The organism is Kribbella monticola, from assembly GCF_003261635.1.
Classification (GTDB): Bacteria; Actinomycetota; Actinomycetes; order Propionibacteriales; family Kribbellaceae; genus Kribbella; species Kribbella monticola.
The window spans coordinates 97,152-115,985 of sequence record NZ_QFXK01000032.1 but is presented as its reverse complement, the minus strand read 5'-3'; the positions used below and the strand labels follow the sequence as shown (position 1 = coordinate 115,985).

Below are 18,834 nucleotides of genomic sequence, written 5' to 3'. Positions count from 1 at the left end.
GGGCAGGGGCCGGTTGTTGCTGAGGATGGTTCGGTGCAGCCGGTGATTGGGGCTGAGAACGAGCCGGAGCGGCAGGCGGAGCAGGAGGCGCTGGACCAAGACGGCCAGGGGCCGATTGTCGCTGAGGGCGGGTCGGTCCAGCCGGTTATTGGTGAGGACAACGAGGCTGGTCAGGAGCAGGACCAGCGGCAAGAGCAGGAGCAGGACGGGCAGGAGCGGGGGGATGCTGGGGCGCAGCCGGCGTTTCCGACTGCGGGGGATCAGCGAGCTGCGGCGGAGGCTGAGCAGCAGGACGGGCGGCCGGAGACCCAGGCCGAGCAGGACGGGCAGGAGACCGGGCAGCGGCCGGCGGATCCGCTGGAGGCGCGGCTGGCGGAGGATCGCCAGACGTACCAGCAGAACGGCCAGAGCCAGAACGGGCAGACCGGCCAGGGACAACCCGGGCAGATGTCACCGCAGGAGCAGGCGAACGCCGATCGTCTGTACCGCGGCGGCCAACTCTCACCTGCGCAGGCGACCAGGCAGCAGGGCGAGCCCGCAGCCGCCGGTCGCGGTGGTCAAACGGCCGGCCAGCAGCACCAGCGCTCGATGGACCGCGGCGGCCGAGGCAGCGACACCGGCGGCCGCACCCCCAACGGCGACTGACCCAGCGCGACGGACGCGCCCGCAGCACACGGCGGCAACGGTGCGGCGGATGTGCGGCAGTACGGGAGCACCAGCGCGGCGGAGGTGCGGCACTACGGGACCACCAGCACGGCGGGGGTGCCGTAGTACGGGGCGGCCAAGGTGCCTGGGCCGGGGGCACGCGGCCCGCGCCTGGGCGGAGTACGGGTTAGTAGACGATTGCTTGGGTGTTGTCGGTGAGGATTTCTTCGGTGAAGGCGGGGGCGCCGGCGATGCGGGTGCCTGGGAGGAGGTCGTCCTGGGTGAGATCGCGGCGTTTGGCGCATTGGGTGCAGACCGTGAGTTGACCGCCGGCCAGTACGCCGGCCAGCAGGTCGGCGAGTGGCGCTGCGTGCGGCAGTTCGAAGGCTTCGGCTCGGCCCGGTACGGCGAACCACACCGCCTCTCCGGTCAGCCAGAGCGACACCTCGGCGCCGGCAGCCACTGCCGTTGCGGCCACGGTGAACGCCTGGTTCGCGCGTTCGGGTTCTTCGGCACCTGCGGTCAGTTTGATCACCAGCGTGCGGGACATCACGCCACGGTAGCCGAGGACGCTCGGGCGATCGCCTAGACTGTCGGACGTGCTACATGTCGTCTTCACCACCCTGCTGGTGCTCGTCACCCTGTTCATGGGCTGGTTCTCCGTGTTCGTCGTCTACCGGCTGCTCCGCGGTCGCAGCGCGAGCTGACGGCAATGGCTTTCGAGATCCCGCAGGACCTGCATCCCGATCTGATGCCGCTGGCCTGGTTGCTCGGCCGGTGGGAGGGGCGCGGGCACGGTGACTACCCGACGATCGAGAAGTTCGAGTTCGGGCAGCAGATCGACTTCAGCCACAACGGCAAGCCGTACCTGCACTACGTCAGCCAGACCTACGTGGTCGGCGAGGACGGCACCAAGGAGCGTCCGCTCGCGGTCGAGACCGGGTTCTGGCGGCCGAAGCCGGACAAGAAGCTCGAGGTGGTGCTGGCGCACCCGACCGGCTTCGCGGAGATCTGGTACGGCGAGATCGACGGCGCCAAGATCGAGATGCGGACCGACGTCGTCGCCCGGACCGCCACCGCCAAGGAGGTCGCCGCCGGCCACCGCCTGTACGGCCTGGTCAACGGCGAACTCATGTGGGCCTACGACATGGCCGCCGAGGGCCAGCCCCTCCAACCCCACCTCTGGGCCACCCTCATCCGCGCCTGACCCACCTCCTGTGGATAACAGCACCGGCCGCCCCACTTCCCCGAGTACCCTCAACAAGGAAGAACAGGGCGGCGGCGTGTGCAGCTCAGCTGGTGAGTTGGATGGCTGTGCCGTGGGCGATCTCTAGTACTGGGCGTCCGGCGAGTGGTGTTTTCAGGTGTACGACGGCGGTTCGGTCGGCGCCTGAGCCGTTGCACAGCTCGCCCTTGGCGTGGGGTTTGCTCGTCACGATCACGGCTACCGCCTTGTCGGACTCGACGGCGAAAGCCGAGTAGTCCTCCCCGCAAGGCTCGCTGGCCGGCATCTGCGTGCCGGTGAAATGCACGGTCAGGGTCTGCTGGTCCGCACCGAGCCTCCCCGAGGCGATCGGCGGGTCGAACTGCCCGCTCGATGGCAGCGGCGCGACCGTCGGTGGAGCGACCGCCGCCTGCAGGGCCTGTACCGACTTGCCCACGAACGAGAACCGGTACGCCGGTACCGTCGCTGGCCCGCGCGTGGTCTGCACCTGCATCGTCGTCGGCGTCACCTTGCTGATCACCAGCGTGCTGGCTTTCACCCCATCGAGCTCGCCCGGCTTGCAACCGACGCAGATGTCGGCGCCGGCGCGCAACTGCTGCAGGGTCTCGGCCTGGGAGAGCAGGGGAACGGACGCGGAATTGCCGTTGGCCCACACCACCCGTCCCGCAGGCGGACGATTTGTGGGCAGCGGGCGCTGCTCGGCAATCATGCGCAGATCCAAGGCCGCCGAGTCCGGGGTCGGTCGTCCGGTCATGCCCGGCCAGTCGCCGACCTGCTGGAACTGCCATGCCGCCGGGTTGGACCTGGTTGTCGACGACGGCTGAATCGGAAGGTAGGCGCTGTCGCCGAGAGCCTTGTCCCATCGGGTCAGAGTCTCCTTGGCGCGTTCGACTTCCTGCCCTGTCGGCGTCGGGCCGCCGCCGGCCGGCGCGGGCTGGTCGGCGCGGTGCGCGACGAAGCTCACCGTTGCCGCCGCGATCGCAACGACGGCTGCCGCGGCGATCAAAGCCGGTACGAATCGGCGACGCGGCCGGAACGTGGTTCGGAGTTCGCTGTCGTCGACGATCCGGCGGGCCATCCGGGTCAGTTCGATCGAAGGTGGCGGCTCGGGGGTGACGCGGTCCAGCAACTCGGTCAGGCGCTCTTCGCTCATGAGGAGACCTCCACGTCCAGCAGGCCGGCCAGTGCCGGGTTCGTGCGCAGAATTGCCATCGCCCGTGACGCCTGGGCCTTCACGGTTCCGATCGAACACCCGAGCGCCGCGGCTGTCTGCGCCTCGGTGAGATCGCAGAGATAGCGCAGGACAACGACGGCCCGTTGCCGAGGTGGCAGACCGGCCAGTGCCTTCACCAGGCCGGCCCTGAGGTCGCTGTCCGTCGTACCGTCGCGGGCCGGTTGATCGGGCAGCACTGCGAACGGGAGTTCGGCCTTCCAGCGGCGCGCGGCGAGTTTGAGGTGTGTGTTGACCAGGATTCGCCGTACGTAGGCAAGGGGTTCGTCGGCTGCGCTGACTTTGCCCCAGTTCTGCCAGGTCTTGGTCAGCGTCGTCTGCAACAGATCCTCCGCCGAGGCCCAGTTGCCGGTCAGCAGCCAGGCTGCCCGCAGCAGTTCGCGTTCGTGGGCAGTCACCAGCCTGACGAATGCGTCGCTTTCGCTCACAGCCCGCTCCTCCCAGGTCGTCTACCCAGCTGAGCCGCCAGCCCGGCCAAAAGGTTGAGTCAGCTTTCGGAGACCCAGGAGTATTCGACCTTGGGGCGGCCGCTGCGGCCGTCGTAGCGTTGGGTGCGGAGGGCTTGGCCCTGGTCGGCCAGGTGTTCGAGGTAGCGGCGGGCGGTGATGCGGGAGGTGCCGAGCGAGGTGGCGACCTCCTCGGCGGTCCAGCCTTCGCGGTTGCCCAGCAAGTTCACGACCCGGTCGAGGACCGACCCTGCCAATCCCTTCGGGACCGACGAAACAGTTGCTGGATGCAACAACCGGTCCACCTCGTCCTGGTCGGCAACTACCTGGCCCGATTCGGCCGTTCGCCTCTGCCGGGCATACGGACTGAGTCGATCTCTCAATGTTTCAAAGGCAAACGGCTTCAAAACGTACTGCACGACACCGATCCGCGCGGCTGCTTGCACGGCAGCAACCTCGCGGGCCGCAGTCACCATCACAACATCGGTTTGGTTGCCCGCGGCACGCATTCGTCGTACTACGTCCAGCCCGTGGCCGTCCGGCAGGTTCATGTCGAGGAGCACCAGGTCGACCGGCTGCTGGCTGAGGACCTGGAGCGCGCGGGCCGCAGTACCGGCGATCCCCAGACAGCTGAAGCCGGGGAGGCGGTCCACGTAGGTGCGATGGGCCTCGGCGGCGACCGGGTCGTCCTCGACGACGAGGACGCGGAGTACGTCAGGCACTGGCGCTCACCGCTCGCGGGAGGCGAACTCGTACGGTGAGGGCCGGTACCTCGTCGAGTTCGGAATCCGGGTCGACCATCAACGTTCCCTGCCAGCGTTCGACCGTACTGCGAACCAGAACCAGCCCGAGTCCGTGGCCCGGCTCCGCCTTCGTGGTCCAGCCGCGTTCGAACATGCGGGCCAGTTCGGTCGCGCCCAGTTCAGCACCGGTGTTCGTCACGGCGAGATCGATGGCGTCCGGCGTCGTACCGGCCTTCAGTTCGACGTGCCGCGGAGCAGGTCCGCCGCGGGCCGCCTCGATCGCATTGTCGAGGAGGTTGCCGACGACGGTGACCACGTCCTGCGCGGGAAGGCGGGTGTTGAGCGCCTCGCTGCCGAGCTCGAGGGTGAGCAGTACGCCGCGTTCCTGTGCCTGGGCGAGCTTGGCGAGCAGGAGTGACGCGAGTACGGGATCGCCGACCGTGCCGACGACGCGGTCGGTCATGGCCTGGGCGAGTTGCAGCTCCGAGACGGCGAACTCGCGCGCTCGCTCGGGACGGCCGATCTCGATCAGGCTGACGACGGTGTGCAGGCGGTTCGAGGCCTCGTGATTCTGGGCTTGCAGGGATTCGGCGAGGCTGCGTACTGCGTCCAGTTCGCCGAGCAGCGCCTGCAGTTGCGTGTGATCTCGCAGCGTGACGATGCGGCCGGACCGCGCTGGTTGCTGGTTGACCACTACGACACCGTTGGCGCCGAGATGCAGTTCGTCGTACGCCGTTCTGCCGGCGGTCAGGAGCTCTGCCAGGGCGACCGGTAGGTGGAGCTCCTCGATGGTGCTGCCGGTCGGCACGTCGCGCAGGCCGAGCAGGCGGCGCGCCTCCTCGTTGACGAGCTGGACGCGGTGCTCGGCATCGAGGAGGAGCAGACCCTCGCGGGCCGCGCGGAGTACGCCTTCGTAGAAGTCGAGCATCCAGGCGAGGGACTGGGTGCCCATGCCGCGGGTGGCGCGGCGGACCCGCCAGGTGACGAGCGCGTTGCCGGCGATCGCGACGCCGAGCATCAAGCTGGCGATGCCGAGCATCGACCGCAGTTCGAGCTGGATCAGGTCCCACCAGCCGGGTGGGATCGTTCCATTCGCGGCGGCGTCGCGGTCGGCCTGTGAGCGGGCCCGGCTGACCAGGGTGATCCAGACCATCGCGATCAGGACGGCGACCGTGGCGGACTGCAACCAGAGCACCTGGCGACGCAGCTCGGACGGACGTCGGTTCACCCCGACATTGTGCATTCCAGTGAGCCAACTGGTCGCATCACAGTTCAGCGACGGCAAGAGCGGGTGAGGAAGGGAAGGAAAGGGAAGGAAGGCGAGGTGGGGAAGCGAACTGGTCGCATCACAGTTCGGCGTCGGACGGGGGCGCCTGCCGCGGGGAACCGCGCGGCGCGGATGCGGCCGGGGGCTGCGAACGATATGAACGAAATGCGCAGTTCGCCTGTGCGTCACGTCACAGTTACTGAGGACCGGCCGTTCGCCCGCTTCGTTCTACGCAAGATCAGGAGTCGCCATGTCGAGCCCGACCCCCACCCGACCGACACCGGTCCGTAACGACCGGACCCACTTCCTCTACATCGCCGTCATCGTCGCCGTCGCCCTGGGGATCGGCGTCGGACTGTTGTTCCCGGACTTCGCGGTCGAGCTGAAACCGCTCGGCACCGGGTTCGTGAACCTGATCAAGATGATGATCAGCCCGATCATCTTCTGCACGCTCGTGCTCGGCATCGGCTCGGTCCGCAAGGCGGCCAGCGTCGGCAAGGTCGGCGGTCTCGCGCTCGGCTACTTCCTGGTGATGTCGACGGTCGCGCTCGCCATCGGCCTGGTCGTCGGCAACCTGGTCAAGCCCGGCGCCGGCCTGAACCTCACCGACGCGCTCCGCAAGACCGGCCAGCAGCAGGCCAAGGGTGCCCACGAAGGCACCACCGACTTCCTGCTCGGCATCATCCCGAAGACGATCCTGTCCTCGCTGACCGAGGGCCAGGTCCTGCAGGCCGTGTTCGTCGCGCTGCTGGTCGGCTTCGCGCTGCAGACGATGGGCAACGTCGGTACGCCGATCCTGAACGGCATCGGGCATCTCCAGCGGCTGCTGTTCAAGGTGCTGTCGATGATCATGTGGGCCGCCCCGGTCGGCGCCTTCGGTGCCATCGCGACCGTCGTCGGTGCGGCCGGCGGGCAGGCCCTGCGCAGCCTGGCGATGATCATGATCGCGTTCTACATAACGTGTCTGCTCTTCGTGATCGTCATCCTCGGCACGATCCTGCGGGTCGTCACCGGCGTCTCGATCTTCCAGTTGCTGAGGTACCTCGGCCGCGAGTTCCTGCTGATCGTGTCCACCTCGTCGTCGGAGACCGCGCTGCCGCGACTGATCGGGAAGATGGAACACGTCGGGGTCAGCAAGGAGGTCGTCGGCATCACGGTCCCGACCGGCTACTCCTTCAACCTGGACGGCACCGCGATCTACCTGACGATGGCGTCGCTGTTCATCGCCGAGGCGATGGACCAGCCGTTCTCGATCGGGCAGCAGATTTCCCTGCTGGTGTTCATGATCGTCGCCTCGAAGGGTGCGGCCGGTGTCACCGGCGCGGGCCTGGCGACGCTGGCCGGCGGTCTGCAGTCGCACCGGCCGGAACTGCTGGACGGCGTCGGCCTGATCGTCGGTATCGACCGGTTCATGTCCGAGGCCCGCGCGCTGACGAACTTCGCCGGCAACGCGGTCGCGACGATCCTGGTCGGCCACTGGGTCGGCGCGTTCGACAAGGAGCAAGCACGCCAGGTGTTCGCCGGCGAGGACCCCTTCGACGAGGAGGCCTTCGCTGCCGGTGACACCCACGGCGGCGACGTCCCGGAACCCGTCGGCGCCACCACCGCTCCCACACCCGCCGCGATCGACGGACGGTCGGCGGACCACTAGACCATCTGTCCCACCCCTCAGCGCTGCCCGCCGGCTCTCACTTCCGCCGAGAGCCGACGGGCAGCGCGCCGCCTACCTGTACTACGCGCCGCCGAGCGCCCGTAGTACAGCCGCCTGTACTACGTGCGCCCGTACTGCGGGTCACTGGCCGGCGAGGAGTTCGATGACCGGGGCCAGTTCTTCCAGGTAGGTCGCGTTGACGCTGAAGTAGGAGGCGCCGAAGTCGTCGCGGCGGCGCTGGAGTTCGTCGGCCATCTGCTGTGGCGTGCCGGGTAGCAGCATCAGCGAATCGCTCTTGGCGAGCGTCTCGGCGTCGACGCCGGTGGCCTGCTTCGCCCAGGGTGGCAGGTCGCCGTCACCGACCGCGAACAGGTTCATCGCCAGTTCGATGTCGTCGGCCCGCGAACCCGCCAGCTCCCGAAGGTCTCGCGCCAGCTCGGCGACCTCCGAGCGCGGCGTCATCGCAGGCTTGGCGAGCGAGACGATGTCCGCCCGCTCCGCCGCCATCGCCAGCGACTTGGGCCCACCGGCGGCCAGCATGATCGGCGTACGCCGTTCGCCGTCCAGCTTGACCAGGTGATCCAGCGTTTCGACGACCTGCTCACGCCGCTCCTGCGCGGTTCCGAACGGCAACCCGAGCTCGGCCGCGAACTCCGCAGCAGCCGGCCGCCCGGTCCCGATCCCGAAGTCGAACCGTCCCTCGGTCAGCACCGTCAACGTGTGTGCGTCCCAGGCCGCTGCTCGCGGCGGACGCAGCGGAGCCGCCGCGACGAAGGTCCCGACCCGGATGTCCGCGCTCGCCGCCGCGATCGCCAGCGAGGGGAACGGCGACAGCAGTTGCAGCCCGTCGGGCATCAGGATCGTGCTGTACCCGAGGTCGGCGGCCCGTCGTACGGTCGACTGCCAGACCTCGGCGCCTCGGTCCGGACTGGCGACCACACCGAACCGGAATCGCTTGCCTGTCATCGGTCTCTCCTCTCACCGGGTTTGTGCTTCCAGCGTCGCCGGGATCGGAGTTGTCCACATCCCACGACGGGAGGCGTTCGGCGTACGCCGGGAGACGTACTCTGGTGATATGTCAACGAAGCCCCTGAGAGCACGCAGCCCCTTGCTGGACCTGCCCGGCGCGGTCGAGGCCGACGGGATCGATGCCGGGGTGGCGGCTCACTACGGGTCGGATCTCCGTGAGCAACGGGCGCTGGCGGCCGGCAACGGGTACGTCGATCTGTCGCATCGCGACGTGGTCACGATCACCGGACCGGACCGGCTCACCTGGCTGCACGCGTTGACCACCCAGTACTTCGAGGGTATGCGACCCGGTACGTCGACGACCGCGTTGCTGCTGTCGCCGACCGGGCACATCGAGCACGCGATGTACGGCTTCGACGACGGTGAGACCTTCTGGCTGCACACCGAGCCGGGTGCCGCGGCGGCGCTGGTCGAGTGGCTGCAGAAGATGGTGTTCATGTCACGCGTCGAGATCAAGGACGTGACCGACGACTACGCGATCGTCTGGCGGCCGGGAGCGGTTGGCGAGGCGGCGGGCTTGGTCGTGCGTGCTGGTGCGGATTCGCTCGATGGGCATGAGGTTTTCGTGCCGCGGGGTGAGTTGGCGTCGTACGTCTCGTCGGCCGGGCAGCCTGCGGGCGTGTGGGCGTACGAGGCGCTTCGGATCGAGGCAGGCGCGCCGCGGCTGGGGTTGGACACGGACGAGCGCGCGATTCCGAACGAGGTGGGCTGGCTCGGCGTCGGCGTACATCTGGAGAAGGGCTGTTATCGCGGGCAGGAGACGGTCGCGCGGGTGCACAATCTCGGGCGTCCGCCGCGTCGGCTGGTGCGGCTGCACCTGGATGGGTCGGTCGATCACCTGCCGGCGCATGGGTACGCAGTACGGGCCGGGGAGAAGCAGGTCGGGTTCGTCGGGTCGGCTGCGCGGCATCACGAGTACGGGCCGATCGCGCTCGCGTTGATCAAGCGGTCGGTGGACCCTGAGGCGGTTCTCGAGGTTGTCGCCGAGGATCAGCCGACCGTTACTGCCACGCAGGAGATCCTGGTCGATCCCGAGGTCGGTCTGCACGTCCGCGCTCGGCTGTGAGGTGGATCATTGTCTATCTGGGTTTTTGCACCTGACGTCTGAGCCGTACAGTGCAGCCGTGACCGAACCTGTGATCCTCGCCGACGTCGTCCGCAGCGGATTCGTGGAGGGCCATCACCGTGGCTCCGTCGTGGTGACCGCCCCGGACGGGTCCGTGGAGTGGTCCGTCGGCGTCGTCGACCGGCCGATGTTCCCGCGCTCGTCGAACAAGCCGATGCAGGCGCTCGGCATGCTCCGCAGCGGGCTCGACCTCGACGGCGAACTCCTGGCGCTCGCCGGTGCGTCGCACTCGGGCGAAGACTTCCACTTGGACGGTGTACGGCGAATCCTGGCGGGCGCCGGCCTGGACGAGACCGCGCTGCGTACGCCGCCCGCGTACCCGATCGACGAGCAGGCGCGCGACGAATGGGTCCGTACCGGTCACGCCGTCGAGCCGATCACGATGAACTGCTCCGGCAAGCACGCCGCGATGATCGCGACCTGTATCGCGAACGGCTGGCCGATCCACGACGACGCGCGCGCCAAGAGCCCCGACGCCGTCTGGGGCCGCGACGACTACCGCTCGACCGAACACCCCGTGCAGCAGGCGATCCGGACCGCGATCGAGGACTCGGCCGGCGAGAAGGTCTCGTACGTGGCGGTCGACGGCTGTGGTGCTCCTTTGCTGGCCATCAGCCTGGCCGGCCTCGCGCGCTCCTTCGGCCTCTTCGCCAGCGCGGCGCCGGAGACTTTGGAGGGTCGCATCGCCAACGCCTTCCGCAGCTACCCCGAGTACGCCAGCGGGAGTAGACGCGACGAAGCCGCCCTGATGAAGTCGGTCCCGGGCCTCCTCTGCAAGGCAGGCGCCGAAAGCGTGTACGCCGTGGGCCTCGCCGACGGCCGCGGCCTCGCCGTCAAGGTAGAAGACGGCCAACCCCGAGCCCGCGCAGTCGTCATGGCCGCCGTACTCCAACACCTCGGCATCACCAACGAGGTCATCGACACCCAAACCCGCTACCCCCTCTACGGCGGCGGCATCGAGGTCGGCTCAGTCCACCCGAGCCCCACCCTCTTCGACTAGCCCCGGTGCGCTCGGCCGTCGTACCAGCGCGTCCATAAGCAGGGCCTGTCGGCTCATTCGACCTCTGCGTTGGACACCTGGCCGGTGCGGCAAAAGAGTGGGCCCATGACAGATCGCGACCCGGCCCGGCCAGGTCGGAGGGTTCTCATCGCGGGCCTGGGAGGATCCGGCAAGACCACCCTCGCGCGAGCCCTCGGGCCCGTCCTGGGGCTGCCGGTCTACGAACTCGACGCCCTGTACTACGGGCCCGACTTAGGCATGTCCCCGACGTTTGAGCGAGACATCGAACAGCTCCTGCGTTCGGGCTCGTGGCTCCTCGACTCGCAGGGGCCGCCCGTGGATTCCGCGGCGCCGCCTCGGGTGCGCGCGAGGCTGTGGGAATGCGCCGACACACTGGTGTGGCTCGACTATCCACGGCGCGTGGTGCTGGCGAGAGCCGTTCGGCGTTCCTTGCGAAGAATCCTTACCAGGCAACGGCTTTGGCATGGGCACCGTGAATCACCACTGTGGTGGCTGCGGGCCGACCATCCCATTCGCAAGGCGTGGCGGCTGACCGCTGTCAGGCGGGAAGAGCTGACCGCACGAACCACTGATCCTCGGTGGGCGCACCTCACCGTGGTTCGCCTTCGGTCTCCGCGAGAGACCGCCGACTGGCTGGCGGCAGTCGCGCGCAGTACGGGGTGACTGGGCTCACGGTCGGTGTGCTTGCAATTGCAAGCAGGTGCTAGCAGTATGGGGATATGGCCAGATTGGGTGATCGTGTTGCCGGTGGGATGGGTTCGGTGGGGGAGTACCTCGCCGAGCAGCGCCGGCATGCGCAGCTTTCGCTGCGGCAGCTGTCCGATCTCGCCGGTGTGTCGAACCCGTACCTCAGCCAGATCGAGCGCGGCCTGCGGAAACCGTCGGCCGATGTGCTGCAGCAGCTCGCGAAGGCGTTGCGGATCTCCGCGGAGACCCTGTACGTACGGGCCGGCATCCTCGATCCGGACGACGGTTCCGACGGCGCTCGCCGGGCGACCGGCGTGGTTGACGCCGTACTGCTCGATCCCGCGCTGAACGAGCGACAGAAGCGCGTCCTCCTGGACGTGTACGGCTCCTTCGTCCGTGAGAACACACCCGACACCGCGGTCGCGACCCCGGCCCAGGCAGCGGCCACCGATGCCGCCGCCGAGCAGGTCGCCCAGGCAACGAAGCCGACCGCCCGAAAGGCCACGCCGGCCGCCCAGAAGGCAACCGCGGCCAAGAAGCCGGCGGCGCAGAACCAGGCCGCTGAGAAGGCAGCCGCGGCGAAGAAGCCGGGCGCCAAGAAGACCCCTGCAAGAAAACGCACCACCGGCTAGCCGGCCCCTCACGGACCGGCTGCCCGCGACACCGCAGTACAGACCCCGCTGAAACCAATGCTCCGAGGAGATGCCTGATGGCAACCCGTACCTCCGTCACGCCCCTGTACGTCATCGCCGGCGCCGGCGACCTGGCCGTCGAGAAGTTCCGCGCGGTCAGCGGCGACATGTCCAGCCGCTTCGCCAAGCTGGACCAGAAGACCGTGCAGACCACCCTGCAGACCGAGCTGACCAAGCGTCAGGCCGAGCTCCAGGCCGAGCTCGCCAAGCGGCAGGCCGAGCTGGCCAAGCGCTTCGAGGCGCTCGCTGCCGACGCCAAGACCGTACCGGCGAAGCTCCGCGTGCTGCCCGCCGTCGCGCAGGCCGGTCTCACCACCGTCCTCGGCCAGGCCGAGGAGACCTACGAGGAGCTGGCCGCCCGCGGCCAGGAGATCGTCGGCCGGATCCGCAACCAGAAGGCCACCGAGGACCTGGTCGCCCAGGCCAAGACGACGGTGAGCAAGGCCAAGGCGACCCGCACCACCGCGCGCAAGACGGCCCAGACCGCCGAGCGCAACGTGAAGGCGACCGCCACCAGCGCCCGCAAGACCGCGAAGACCGCCACCAAGGCCGCCTCGGCCGCAGCCTCCAAGGTCGGCGACTGATCGTAGTTCTACGGTCACCAAGGTCGGCGACTGATCGCAGTACTGCGGTCGCGGCCGAGGTCAGCGACTGAGCGTAGTTCCGTGGCTGCCAGGCCGTGACACCACCTGCATGGGTGGTCCACTTTCTGCCGTTGAGCAGAGGTGGGCCACCCATCGCTGCGTTAGGCTCGTACGCATGCTCGCACTCGCCACGTTCCCTACCCTGTTCCCGGGGTTCGCGAATCCGATCGACGTCATCTGGTGGGTGCTGCTCGGCCTCAAGCTGGTCGCGTTGCTCGACGCCGCCTTCCGCCCGCGCGCGGTCTTCGTCGCGGCGGACAAACTCACCAAACCCGGCTGGGTGCTGATCCTGGCCACCTTCACCCTGAGCCAGATCTTCCAGAGCTGGCTGAGCTTCTTCGGCCTGATCGGCATCGTCGCCGCCGGCGTCTACCTCGTCGACGCCCGCCCCGCCCTCCGAGCCGCCGCCGGCCGAGGCCGAGGCGGCTGGGGCATCCGCCGCCGCCGCGGCCCCCGCCCGCTCTAGTTCCGCCCGCTCGTCCCGCTCGCGGCGGCCCCAGGCGCGTGATACGCCATGCGGCTAGCAGCCGCCCTCCTCTTGAACCCACAGTCCGCTGCGCCGCCGCGTTCCCGGCTACCACTGACGGAGAGGCTGCCGCGCTGACGTGGGTGCAGGGGATGCTGGAGCTATGAACGAGGTCGAGGCAGTAGAGGCAGAGGCCGGTGAAGTCGAGTTCAAACTCGCGTGGCAGGAGACGTCTGGTGGACTGGAAGGCACGCTCGAAGCGGTCAATATCTGTGAACATCCCGTCACGCTGACTGGCAAGCCGGGACTCATGCCGCTGGGCGCCGACGGGGAACCGCTGGACGCCATAGGGGTGGTGTCGCTGGAGGCTCGCATCCCCGGATATGTCGTGCTGAGGCCGGGCGAGAAGGCGATTGCGCCAGTTGGCTGGGCGGGCTGGGACGGGCCACCCGCGAGCGGGGTCTTCGTGGTCTCTTGGAACGGAGGCCGGACCGAGGTTCGGCCGACCGGCCCGGCGCAACCGCAACGCACCGGTCCCACGACCAACCTCTGGAGCTCCTGGTTCGAAACCGCTGGGTGACCCTGGCAGCGCATGCAGACTGCGCCCGCCGACGACGAGCTGCGACGGAGGAGCGGCGTCCTGGGGTGGGTTGAGCGGCCGACGGAGGAGGCGCGAGGCGGGGGATCTTTCCCCGTAGTACGAACGGAAGTTATGAGCGGTAGACGATGACCTTGTCGCCTACGTGGACTTGGGCGAAGAGGGACTTGATTTTGGTGAGGTCTCGGACGTTGACGCAGCCATGGGAGGCGCCGGCGTAGCCTCGGGCGGCGAAGTCGGAGGAGTAGTGGACGGCTTGGCCGCCGCTGAAGAACATCGCGTAGGGCATCTTCGAGTCGTAGAGCTTGGAGACGTGGTCGATGCTCTTCCAGCCGACGGTGAAGCTGCCTTCGCGGGTTGCGGTCTTCTGGGCGCCGAAGCGGACGTCCATCGTCATCTTGACGACGCCGTCGACGACGTAGCGTAGTTTGCGGCTGGTCTTGTCGATGCAGAGAGCGACCCCGGTCGCGCATCGCTGGTCGAGTTTCTTGCCGTCGACGACGGGTGCGGGTGGGAAGAGTTCGGTCTCGGTCGGTTCGTGGGTGGCGGCGGTCAGCTTCGTCCAGGTGTTCTGGTCGACATAGCCGAGCGGCGGGATCCCGTGCGCGGTCTGGAACTTCTTCACCGCGGCGCGAGTCATCGTCCCGAAGGAGTCGTCCTGGTACTGCTTGGTGAGCAGTTTGAGCTGGACGAGGCGCGCTTCCACCTTGCGTACGTCGGCGCCGCTGGAACCGTTGCGCCACAGCGCCTTGGGATAGATCGGCAACTCACCCGACACCTCGAACGGCACAGTCGTCGAGGCGGTCGAGGTAGTCGAGGTAGTCGACGAGGGTGCCGCGGTCGCCGGCGTTGCGGCACCGGCCACGGCGCCGCTCACGGCCGTGACGACGGCTGCGGCCAGCACGCGGCGGAAGGCCGGCGCCTTGCGGAAGAAACGCATCGGAACCCTTCGTGGTCGATCTGCCCCACCTGAGCCGGGACGCCCTCACGGACCGCTTGGTTGGCGCCGGGCGGGCGCCGGGTACCGGACTGTCACCCCGGTGCGCGCCCAGCGTAGGTTGCAGAACACAACCGGGTCACCTCTCGTGAGCAGTTCGTGACCTGTCACACAAGGAGGAGCTCGATGGAGATCGTGCTCAGTACCGACGACATCACCACGGTCGCCACCGACGCGATCGTCAACGCGGCCCACCATGCCCTCCGCGGCGGGGGCGGCGTCGACGGAGCCATCCACCGAGCCGGTGGGCCGTCGATCCTGGCCGAGTGCATCGAGCGGTACCCGCACGGGGTGCCCACCGGCCAGGCCGGCTGGACGACAGCGGGCGACCTGCCCGCGCAGTACGTGATCCATGTCGTCGGCCCCAACTACGTCGCCGGGCAGCGCGATCCCGCATTGCTGGAGTCCGCCTACCGCAACGCGCTGCGGATCGCCGACGAGCTGTCCGTACGCCGTCTGACGCTGCCGGCCGTGTCGGCAGGGATCTACGGCTGGCCCGGGCAGGAAGCAGCCGACATCGCAGTACGGACCTTGCTTCGTACGCCGACCGAGGTGACCCAGGCGACCTTCTGCCTCATCAATCCGCGGTTGTACGAGGCGTTCGCGAAGGCGCTGGAGAACGAAGAACGCGGCGACCCGGAATCCGGGCCGCCGCGCAAGTCGTAGTACCGATCAGGCGCTGTAGATGAGCACCTTGGTGCCGACCGGGACGCGCGCGAAGATCCAAGCGAGCTTGGCCTTGTCGCGGACGTTCAGGCAGCCGTGCGACGCGCCGTTGTAGCCGCGGGCGCGGAAGTCGGCCGAGTAGTGGATCGCTTCGCCGCCGCTGAAGAACATCGCGTACGGCATCGGCGACTTGTACAGCGAGGACACGCGGTTCTTCGACTTGCGGTAGACCTTGAAGCTGCCGTTCCGGGTCGGCGTCCGCGGCGCGCCGTAGCGGGCGTCGACGACGGCCTGGAGCTTGCCGTTGACCATGAAGACGAGCTTGCGGGTCTTCTTGTTCGAGCAGAGGATCCGGCCGGTCATGCAGCGCTTGTCCAGCCGCAGCTTGCCCGGTACCAGCGTGCTGGCGGCCGTCGACTTCGTGGCGACCTTCGGCGCGACGACAGCCTTGGGCGCAACCTTCGGCGCTGCCGCCAGAACCGGTGCGGCCTGGGCGACAGGTGCGGCGGCTTCCGCCGTGGCGGCCGTCAGAACGCCTACACCCAACATCGCGACTGCCGTCGTGGTGGCGCCGAGCTTACGCAGAATGCTCATGTCTCTTTTTCCTTCCCCCAACTGAGTGACTTTCAACTAGACAGACGCAGCGGCGGCCCGCCTGGTTGATAACGATCCGAAACTTTCTCCCCGCCGGATCCTCAACCAGGTCAGCGACCACCGCGTTGGGCTCAGCCTATCGAGCCCCACAGACAAAAAACTCAGGCCCTGCAGCCCGAAACTCAGGCCTTGCTCTTGCGGCCGAGCTTCGCGCGCTCGATCTGCGTCAGCGCGACCTTCCGGATGCGGACGGCATCCGGAGTCACCTCGACACACTCGTCCTCGCGGCAGAACTCCAGCGACTGCTCGAGCGACAGCTTGCGGGCCGGGACGAGCTTCTCGAACTCGTCCGCGTTCGACCGGACGTTGGTCATCTTCTTCTCACGGGTGATGTTCACGTCCATGTCGTCGGCGCGCGAGTTCTCGCCGACGACCATGCCCTCGTAGACATCGGTGCCCGGCTCGCAGAACATCGTGCCGCGCTCCTGCAGGTTCACCATCGCGTACGACGTGGTGACGCCGGTGCGGTCGGAGACCAGTGACCCCGACGGGCGGGTGCGTAGCTCGCCGAACCAGGGCTCGTAACCCTCGAAGACGTGGTGCGCGATACCCGTACCGCGGGTGTCGGTGAGGAACTCGGTGCGGAAGCCGATCAGGCCACGCGCCGGCACCAGGAACTCCATCCGGACCCAGCCGGTGCCGTGGTTGGTCATCTGCTCCATCCGGCCCTTGCGGACCGCGAGCAGCTGCGTGACGGTGCCGAGGTACTCCTCGGGGCAGTCGATCGTCAGTCGCTCGACCGGCTCGTGCCGCTTGCCGTTGATCTCCTTGGCGACCACCTGCGGCTTGCCGACGGTCAGCTCGTACCCCTCGCGGCGCATCTGCTCGACCAGGATGGCCAGTGCCAGCTCGCCACGGCCCTGCACCTCCCAGGTGTCGGGACGCTCGGTCGGCAGCACCTTCAGCGACACGTTGCCGACCAGTTCGCGGTCGAGGCGGTCCTTGACCAGCCGGGCGGTGACCTTGGTGCCCTTGATCCGGCCGGCCAGCGGCGAGGTGTTGGTACCGATCGTCATCGAGATGGCCGGCTCGTCCACGGTGATCAGCGGCAGCGGCTTCGGGTCGTCGGGGTCGGCCAGGGTGTCGCCGATCATGATCTCCGGGATGCCGGCGATCGCGACGATGTCACCCGGCCCGGCCGAGTCGCCGGGCACCCGCTCGAGCGCCTCGGTGATCAGCAGCTCGGTGATCTTGACCTTCTGGATCGAGCCGTCGTGCTTGCACCACGCGACCTGCGCGCCCTTCTTCAGGGTGCCCTCGTGCACCCGGACCAGCGCGAGCCGGCCGAGGAACGGGGAGGCGTCCAGGTTGGTGACGTGGGCCTGCAGCGGAGCGCCTTCGGTGTACGACGGGGCCGGTACGTTCGCCAGGATCGTCTCGAACAGCGGCTCGAGGTCCTCCGAATCCGGCAGGCCGCCGTCGGCCGGCTGGTTCAGCGAGGCGCGGCCGGCCCGGGCCGAGGCGTAGACGACCGGGAAGTCGAGCGCGCTCTGGTCGGCGTCGTGGTCGAGCAGGTCCAGGAACAGTTCATAGGTCTCGTCGACGACCTCGGCGATCCGGGCGTCCGGACGGTCGACCTTGTTCACGACCAGGATGACCGGCATGTTGCGGGCCAGCGCCTTACGCAGTACGAACCGCGTCTGCGGCAGCGGGCCCTCGGAAGCGTCCACCAGCAGGACGATCGCGTCGACCATCGACAGGCCGCGCTCGACCTCACCACCGAAGTCGGCGTGGCCGGGGGTGTCGATGATGTTCAGCGTCATCTGCTCGCCGTTGGCCATCTTGTGCCGGACGGCGGTGTTCTTGGCGAGGATAGTGATGCCCTTCTCACGCTCCAGGTCGCCGGAGTCCATCGCCCGCTCGTCGACGTGCTGGTGGGCTCCGAACGCGCCGGACTGCCACAGCATCGCGTCGACCAGGGTGGTCTTCCCGTGGTCGACGTGGGCCACGATGGCCACGTTGCGCAGATCATTACGGAGGGGCATGCGGAAGCGCTCCAAGCATAATTCGTCGGCGTCGGCCTGCGAGGCGTTCGGCCAGATGGGTTCAGGCGGTGGCTACGGGGGATCTACGTGCCACTCGACAGGCAGGGCGCAGCCGGTCCATGGTACCGGTGACACACGGTGTCCACGAAACCGGTTGTGACATTCGTTCGCTGTCCGTACAGTCTATAAGTGCGTCGCGATCCGCGGCCGCAGGTTTCGGGGGCGGCCCCGGGCGTGCCGAGTGTCCGTGGGGGGTTGCTCGGCCCGGCCGGGGTCCGAGCGCCTCGGATCGACTTTCCGGGTTGGAAGAAAGGGCAGCGATCCGCTTGCCACGCTCCGCCAGTACCAACTCCGAGTTGCGGGAGAAGTCCCGCGAACGCATCCTCGCGGCCGCGCTCGAGGTGTTCGCCGAGAAGGGCTACGAGGCCGCCTCGATCTCCGACGTCACGGAGCGGGCCGGAGTGTCCCGCGGGCTGGTCACCTACTACTTCCCCGGCAAGACCCGGCTGGCCGCCGAACTGCTCGACCGCTGGCTCGACGGCATCGCCGGCATCATCGAACTCCCCGGTACGCCGGACGAACGGCTGGCCGGCATCATCGACGGCGCCCTGATGGCAGCCGCCTCGACCCTGCCGATCCAGCGCCTCGCGATCTCGCTGATGATGCAGCCCGGCACACACCCCGTCTTCGCCGAGGTGGAAGCCGCCAAGTCACCCCGCCTGTCCCAGGTCGAAGACGCCATCCGCTCGATCTTCGCCGCCCGCGGCGCCCCCGACCCCACCGTCGAAGAAATGTTGCTCAGAGCAACCCTCGAGGGCATCACCGTGAAGATGGCGATCTACCCGAGCACCTTCCCCTTGGAAGCAATCCGCCACCGCCTGTACGCCGGCTACGCCCTCCCCGCCCCCACCACACCCCTCCCGATCCAATCCCCACCACCCGACCGCCTCCGCGCCCGCTGATACACCGGGGATCGTTTCGCGGATTTGCGATGGAGTGATTACTCAGGGTTAAATGTAACGGCAAGGTCACAGCCTGGGGGATGGATAAATATGTCACAC

Annotated in this window: 20 protein-coding genes; 11 read left to right on the top strand and 9 right to left on the bottom strand. The window is 68.2% G+C overall.

Annotated elements, in window-relative coordinates; translation table 11 throughout:
- Positions 1-645 (top strand): hypothetical protein (locus tag DIZ26_RS22635; RefSeq protein WP_232828519.1); only part of this gene is annotated, 645 nt, incomplete at its 5' end.
- Between the two features lie 187 nt (positions 646-832).
- Here the strand turns inward: DIZ26_RS22635 and DIZ26_RS22630 are convergent.
- Positions 833-1,195 (bottom strand): DsrE family protein, encoded by a 363-nt coding sequence (locus DIZ26_RS22630; protein ID WP_112244729.1) that lies wholly within the window; start codon positions 1,193-1,195, stop codon positions 833-835.
- Between the two features lie 162 nt (positions 1,196-1,357).
- On the opposite strand from DIZ26_RS22630, the gene DIZ26_RS22625 reads away from it, so the two are divergent.
- Entirely contained in the window at positions 1,358-1,852 is a 495-nt protein-coding gene (locus tag DIZ26_RS22625) for an FABP family protein (protein WP_112244727.1), read from the top strand.
- A gap of 85 nt (positions 1,853-1,937) precedes the next feature.
- Here the strand turns inward: DIZ26_RS22625 and DIZ26_RS22620 are convergent, their stop codons facing one another.
- The 4 genes from DIZ26_RS22620 to DIZ26_RS22605 are packed head-to-tail and all read right to left on the bottom strand — an operon-like array spanning position 1,938 to position 5,518.
- Positions 1,938-3,023, bottom strand: a complete 1,086-nt coding sequence (locus tag DIZ26_RS22620) for a hypothetical protein (protein WP_112244725.1) — start codon at positions 3,021-3,023, stop codon at positions 1,938-1,940.
- Positions 3,020-3,529, bottom strand: coding sequence for a SigE family RNA polymerase sigma factor (locus DIZ26_RS22615; RefSeq protein WP_112244723.1), 510 nt, complete (start codon positions 3,527-3,529; stop codon positions 3,020-3,022). The genes DIZ26_RS22620 and DIZ26_RS22615 overlap by 4 nt, the downstream gene beginning before the upstream one ends.
- A 59-nt stretch (positions 3,530-3,588) precedes the next feature.
- Entirely contained in the window at positions 3,589-4,269 is a 681-nt protein-coding gene (locus tag DIZ26_RS22610) for a response regulator (RefSeq protein ID WP_112244721.1), read from the bottom strand.
- On the bottom strand, positions 4,262-5,518 hold the full coding sequence (locus DIZ26_RS22605; RefSeq protein WP_232828518.1) for a sensor histidine kinase: 1,257 nt from the start codon (positions 5,516-5,518) through the stop codon (positions 4,262-4,264). Before DIZ26_RS22605 ends, DIZ26_RS22610 begins: the two co-directional genes overlap by 8 nt.
- Before the next feature lie 289 nt (positions 5,519-5,807).
- Between DIZ26_RS22605 and DIZ26_RS22600 the strand changes: the two genes are divergently transcribed.
- Positions 5,808-7,208 carry a cation:dicarboxylate symporter family transporter gene (locus DIZ26_RS22600; protein WP_112244718.1) on the top strand — a complete coding sequence of 467 codons (1,401 nt, stop codon included), beginning with the start codon at positions 5,808-5,810 and terminating at the stop codon, positions 7,206-7,208.
- A 141-nt stretch (positions 7,209-7,349) separates the two neighbouring features.
- On the opposite strand, the gene DIZ26_RS22595 is transcribed toward DIZ26_RS22600, so the two are convergent.
- Positions 7,350-8,174 carry an LLM class flavin-dependent oxidoreductase gene (locus DIZ26_RS22595; RefSeq protein ID WP_112244716.1) on the bottom strand — a complete coding sequence of 275 codons (825 nt, stop codon included), beginning with the start codon at positions 8,172-8,174 and terminating at the stop codon, positions 7,350-7,352.
- Positions 8,175-8,283: 109 nt separating this feature from the next.
- Here DIZ26_RS22595 and ygfZ point away from each other — a divergent pair, with 109 nt between their 5' ends.
- The 6 genes from ygfZ to DIZ26_RS22560 all read left to right on the top strand — a co-directional run bounded on the left by ygfZ (position 8,284) and on the right by DIZ26_RS22560 (position 13,453).
- A complete protein-coding gene (gene ygfZ, locus DIZ26_RS22590; RefSeq protein ID WP_198676232.1) occupies positions 8,284-9,303 on the top strand; it encodes a CAF17-like 4Fe-4S cluster assembly/insertion protein YgfZ in 1,020 nt (339 codons plus the stop codon).
- Between the two features lie 58 nt (positions 9,304-9,361).
- Positions 9,362-10,363: an asparaginase gene (locus tag DIZ26_RS22585; protein WP_112244741.1), complete on the top strand. Its 1,002-nt coding sequence runs from the start codon at positions 9,362-9,364 to the stop codon at positions 10,361-10,363.
- Between the two features lie 740 nt (positions 10,364-11,103).
- A complete protein-coding gene (locus tag DIZ26_RS38625) occupies positions 11,104-11,703 on the top strand; it encodes a helix-turn-helix domain-containing protein (RefSeq protein WP_112244712.1) in 600 nt (199 codons plus the stop codon).
- A gap of 77 nt (positions 11,704-11,780) precedes the next feature.
- Positions 11,781-12,347, top strand: coding sequence for a hypothetical protein (locus DIZ26_RS22570; protein WP_112244710.1), 567 nt, complete (start codon positions 11,781-11,783; stop codon positions 12,345-12,347).
- Positions 12,348-12,522: 175 nt separating this feature from the next.
- Positions 12,523-12,873 carry a DUF2516 family protein gene (locus tag DIZ26_RS22565; protein WP_112244708.1) on the top strand — a complete coding sequence of 117 codons (351 nt, stop codon included), beginning with the start codon at positions 12,523-12,525 and terminating at the stop codon, positions 12,871-12,873.
- A 163-nt stretch (positions 12,874-13,036) separates the two neighbouring features.
- Positions 13,037-13,453 carry a DUF4232 domain-containing protein gene (locus DIZ26_RS22560; RefSeq protein WP_112244706.1) on the top strand — a complete coding sequence of 139 codons (417 nt, stop codon included), beginning with the start codon at positions 13,037-13,039 and terminating at the stop codon, positions 13,451-13,453.
- Positions 13,454-13,583: 130 nt separating this feature from the next.
- On the opposite strand, the gene DIZ26_RS22555 is transcribed toward DIZ26_RS22560, so the two are convergent.
- Positions 13,584-14,411, bottom strand: coding sequence for a L,D-transpeptidase family protein (locus tag DIZ26_RS22555; RefSeq protein ID WP_112244704.1), 828 nt, complete (start codon positions 14,409-14,411; stop codon positions 13,584-13,586).
- A 183-nt stretch (positions 14,412-14,594) separates the two neighbouring features.
- On the opposite strand from DIZ26_RS22555, the gene DIZ26_RS22550 reads away from it, so the two are divergent.
- Entirely contained in the window at positions 14,595-15,134 is a 540-nt protein-coding gene (locus tag DIZ26_RS22550) for a macro domain-containing protein (RefSeq protein ID WP_112244702.1), read from the top strand.
- Between the two features lie 6 nt (positions 15,135-15,140).
- On the opposite strand, the gene DIZ26_RS22545 is transcribed toward DIZ26_RS22550, so the two are convergent.
- Together DIZ26_RS22545 and typA are read right to left on the bottom strand one after the other, a co-directional pair.
- Complete coding sequence (locus DIZ26_RS22545; protein ID WP_112244700.1) at positions 15,141-15,728, bottom strand: L,D-transpeptidase; 588 nt, start codon at positions 15,726-15,728, stop codon at positions 15,141-15,143.
- Positions 15,729-15,910: 182 nt separating this feature from the next.
- Positions 15,911-17,773, bottom strand: coding sequence for a translational GTPase TypA (gene typA / locus DIZ26_RS22540; protein WP_112244698.1), 1,863 nt, complete (start codon positions 17,771-17,773; stop codon positions 15,911-15,913).
- A gap of 302 nt (positions 17,774-18,075) precedes the next feature.
- Between typA and DIZ26_RS22535 the strand changes: the two genes are divergently transcribed.
- Positions 18,076-18,735 (top strand): TetR/AcrR family transcriptional regulator, encoded by a 660-nt coding sequence (locus DIZ26_RS22535; RefSeq protein WP_232828517.1) that lies wholly within the window; start codon positions 18,076-18,078, stop codon positions 18,733-18,735.
- The last annotated feature ends 99 nt before the right edge of the window (positions 18,736-18,834 follow it).

Coding starts and splice junctions, on each gene's coding strand:
- DIZ26_RS22630 (WP_112244729.1), bottom strand. CDS start 1,195: ATGTCCCGCACGCTGGTGATCAAACTGACCGCAGGTGCCGAAGAACCC.
- DIZ26_RS22625 (WP_112244727.1), top strand. CDS start 1,358: ATGGCTTTCGAGATCCCGCAGGACCTGCATCCCGATCTGATGCCGCTG.
- DIZ26_RS22620 (WP_112244725.1), bottom strand. CDS start 3,023: ATGAGCGAAGAGCGCCTGACCGAGTTGCTGGACCGCGTCACCCCCGAG.
- DIZ26_RS22600 (WP_112244718.1), top strand. CDS start 5,808: ATGTCGAGCCCGACCCCCACCCGACCGACACCGGTCCGTAACGACCGG.
- DIZ26_RS22595 (WP_112244716.1), bottom strand. CDS start 8,174: ATGACAGGCAAGCGATTCCGGTTCGGTGTGGTCGCCAGTCCGGACCGA.
- ygfZ (WP_198676232.1), top strand. CDS start 8,284: ATGTCAACGAAGCCCCTGAGAGCACGCAGCCCCTTGCTGGACCTGCCC.
- DIZ26_RS38625 (WP_112244712.1), top strand. CDS start 11,104: ATGGCCAGATTGGGTGATCGTGTTGCCGGTGGGATGGGTTCGGTGGGG.
- DIZ26_RS22570 (WP_112244710.1), top strand. CDS start 11,781: ATGGCAACCCGTACCTCCGTCACGCCCCTGTACGTCATCGCCGGCGCC.
- DIZ26_RS22565 (WP_112244708.1), top strand. CDS start 12,523: ATGCTCGCACTCGCCACGTTCCCTACCCTGTTCCCGGGGTTCGCGAAT.
- DIZ26_RS22560 (WP_112244706.1), top strand. CDS start 13,037: ATGAACGAGGTCGAGGCAGTAGAGGCAGAGGCCGGTGAAGTCGAGTTC.
- DIZ26_RS22555 (WP_112244704.1), bottom strand. CDS start 14,411: ATGCGTTTCTTCCGCAAGGCGCCGGCCTTCCGCCGCGTGCTGGCCGCA.
- DIZ26_RS22550 (WP_112244702.1), top strand. CDS start 14,595: ATGGAGATCGTGCTCAGTACCGACGACATCACCACGGTCGCCACCGAC.
- DIZ26_RS22545 (WP_112244700.1), bottom strand. CDS start 15,728: ATGAGCATTCTGCGTAAGCTCGGCGCCACCACGACGGCAGTCGCGATG.
- typA (WP_112244698.1), bottom strand. CDS start 17,773: ATGCCCCTCCGTAATGATCTGCGCAACGTGGCCATCGTGGCCCACGTC.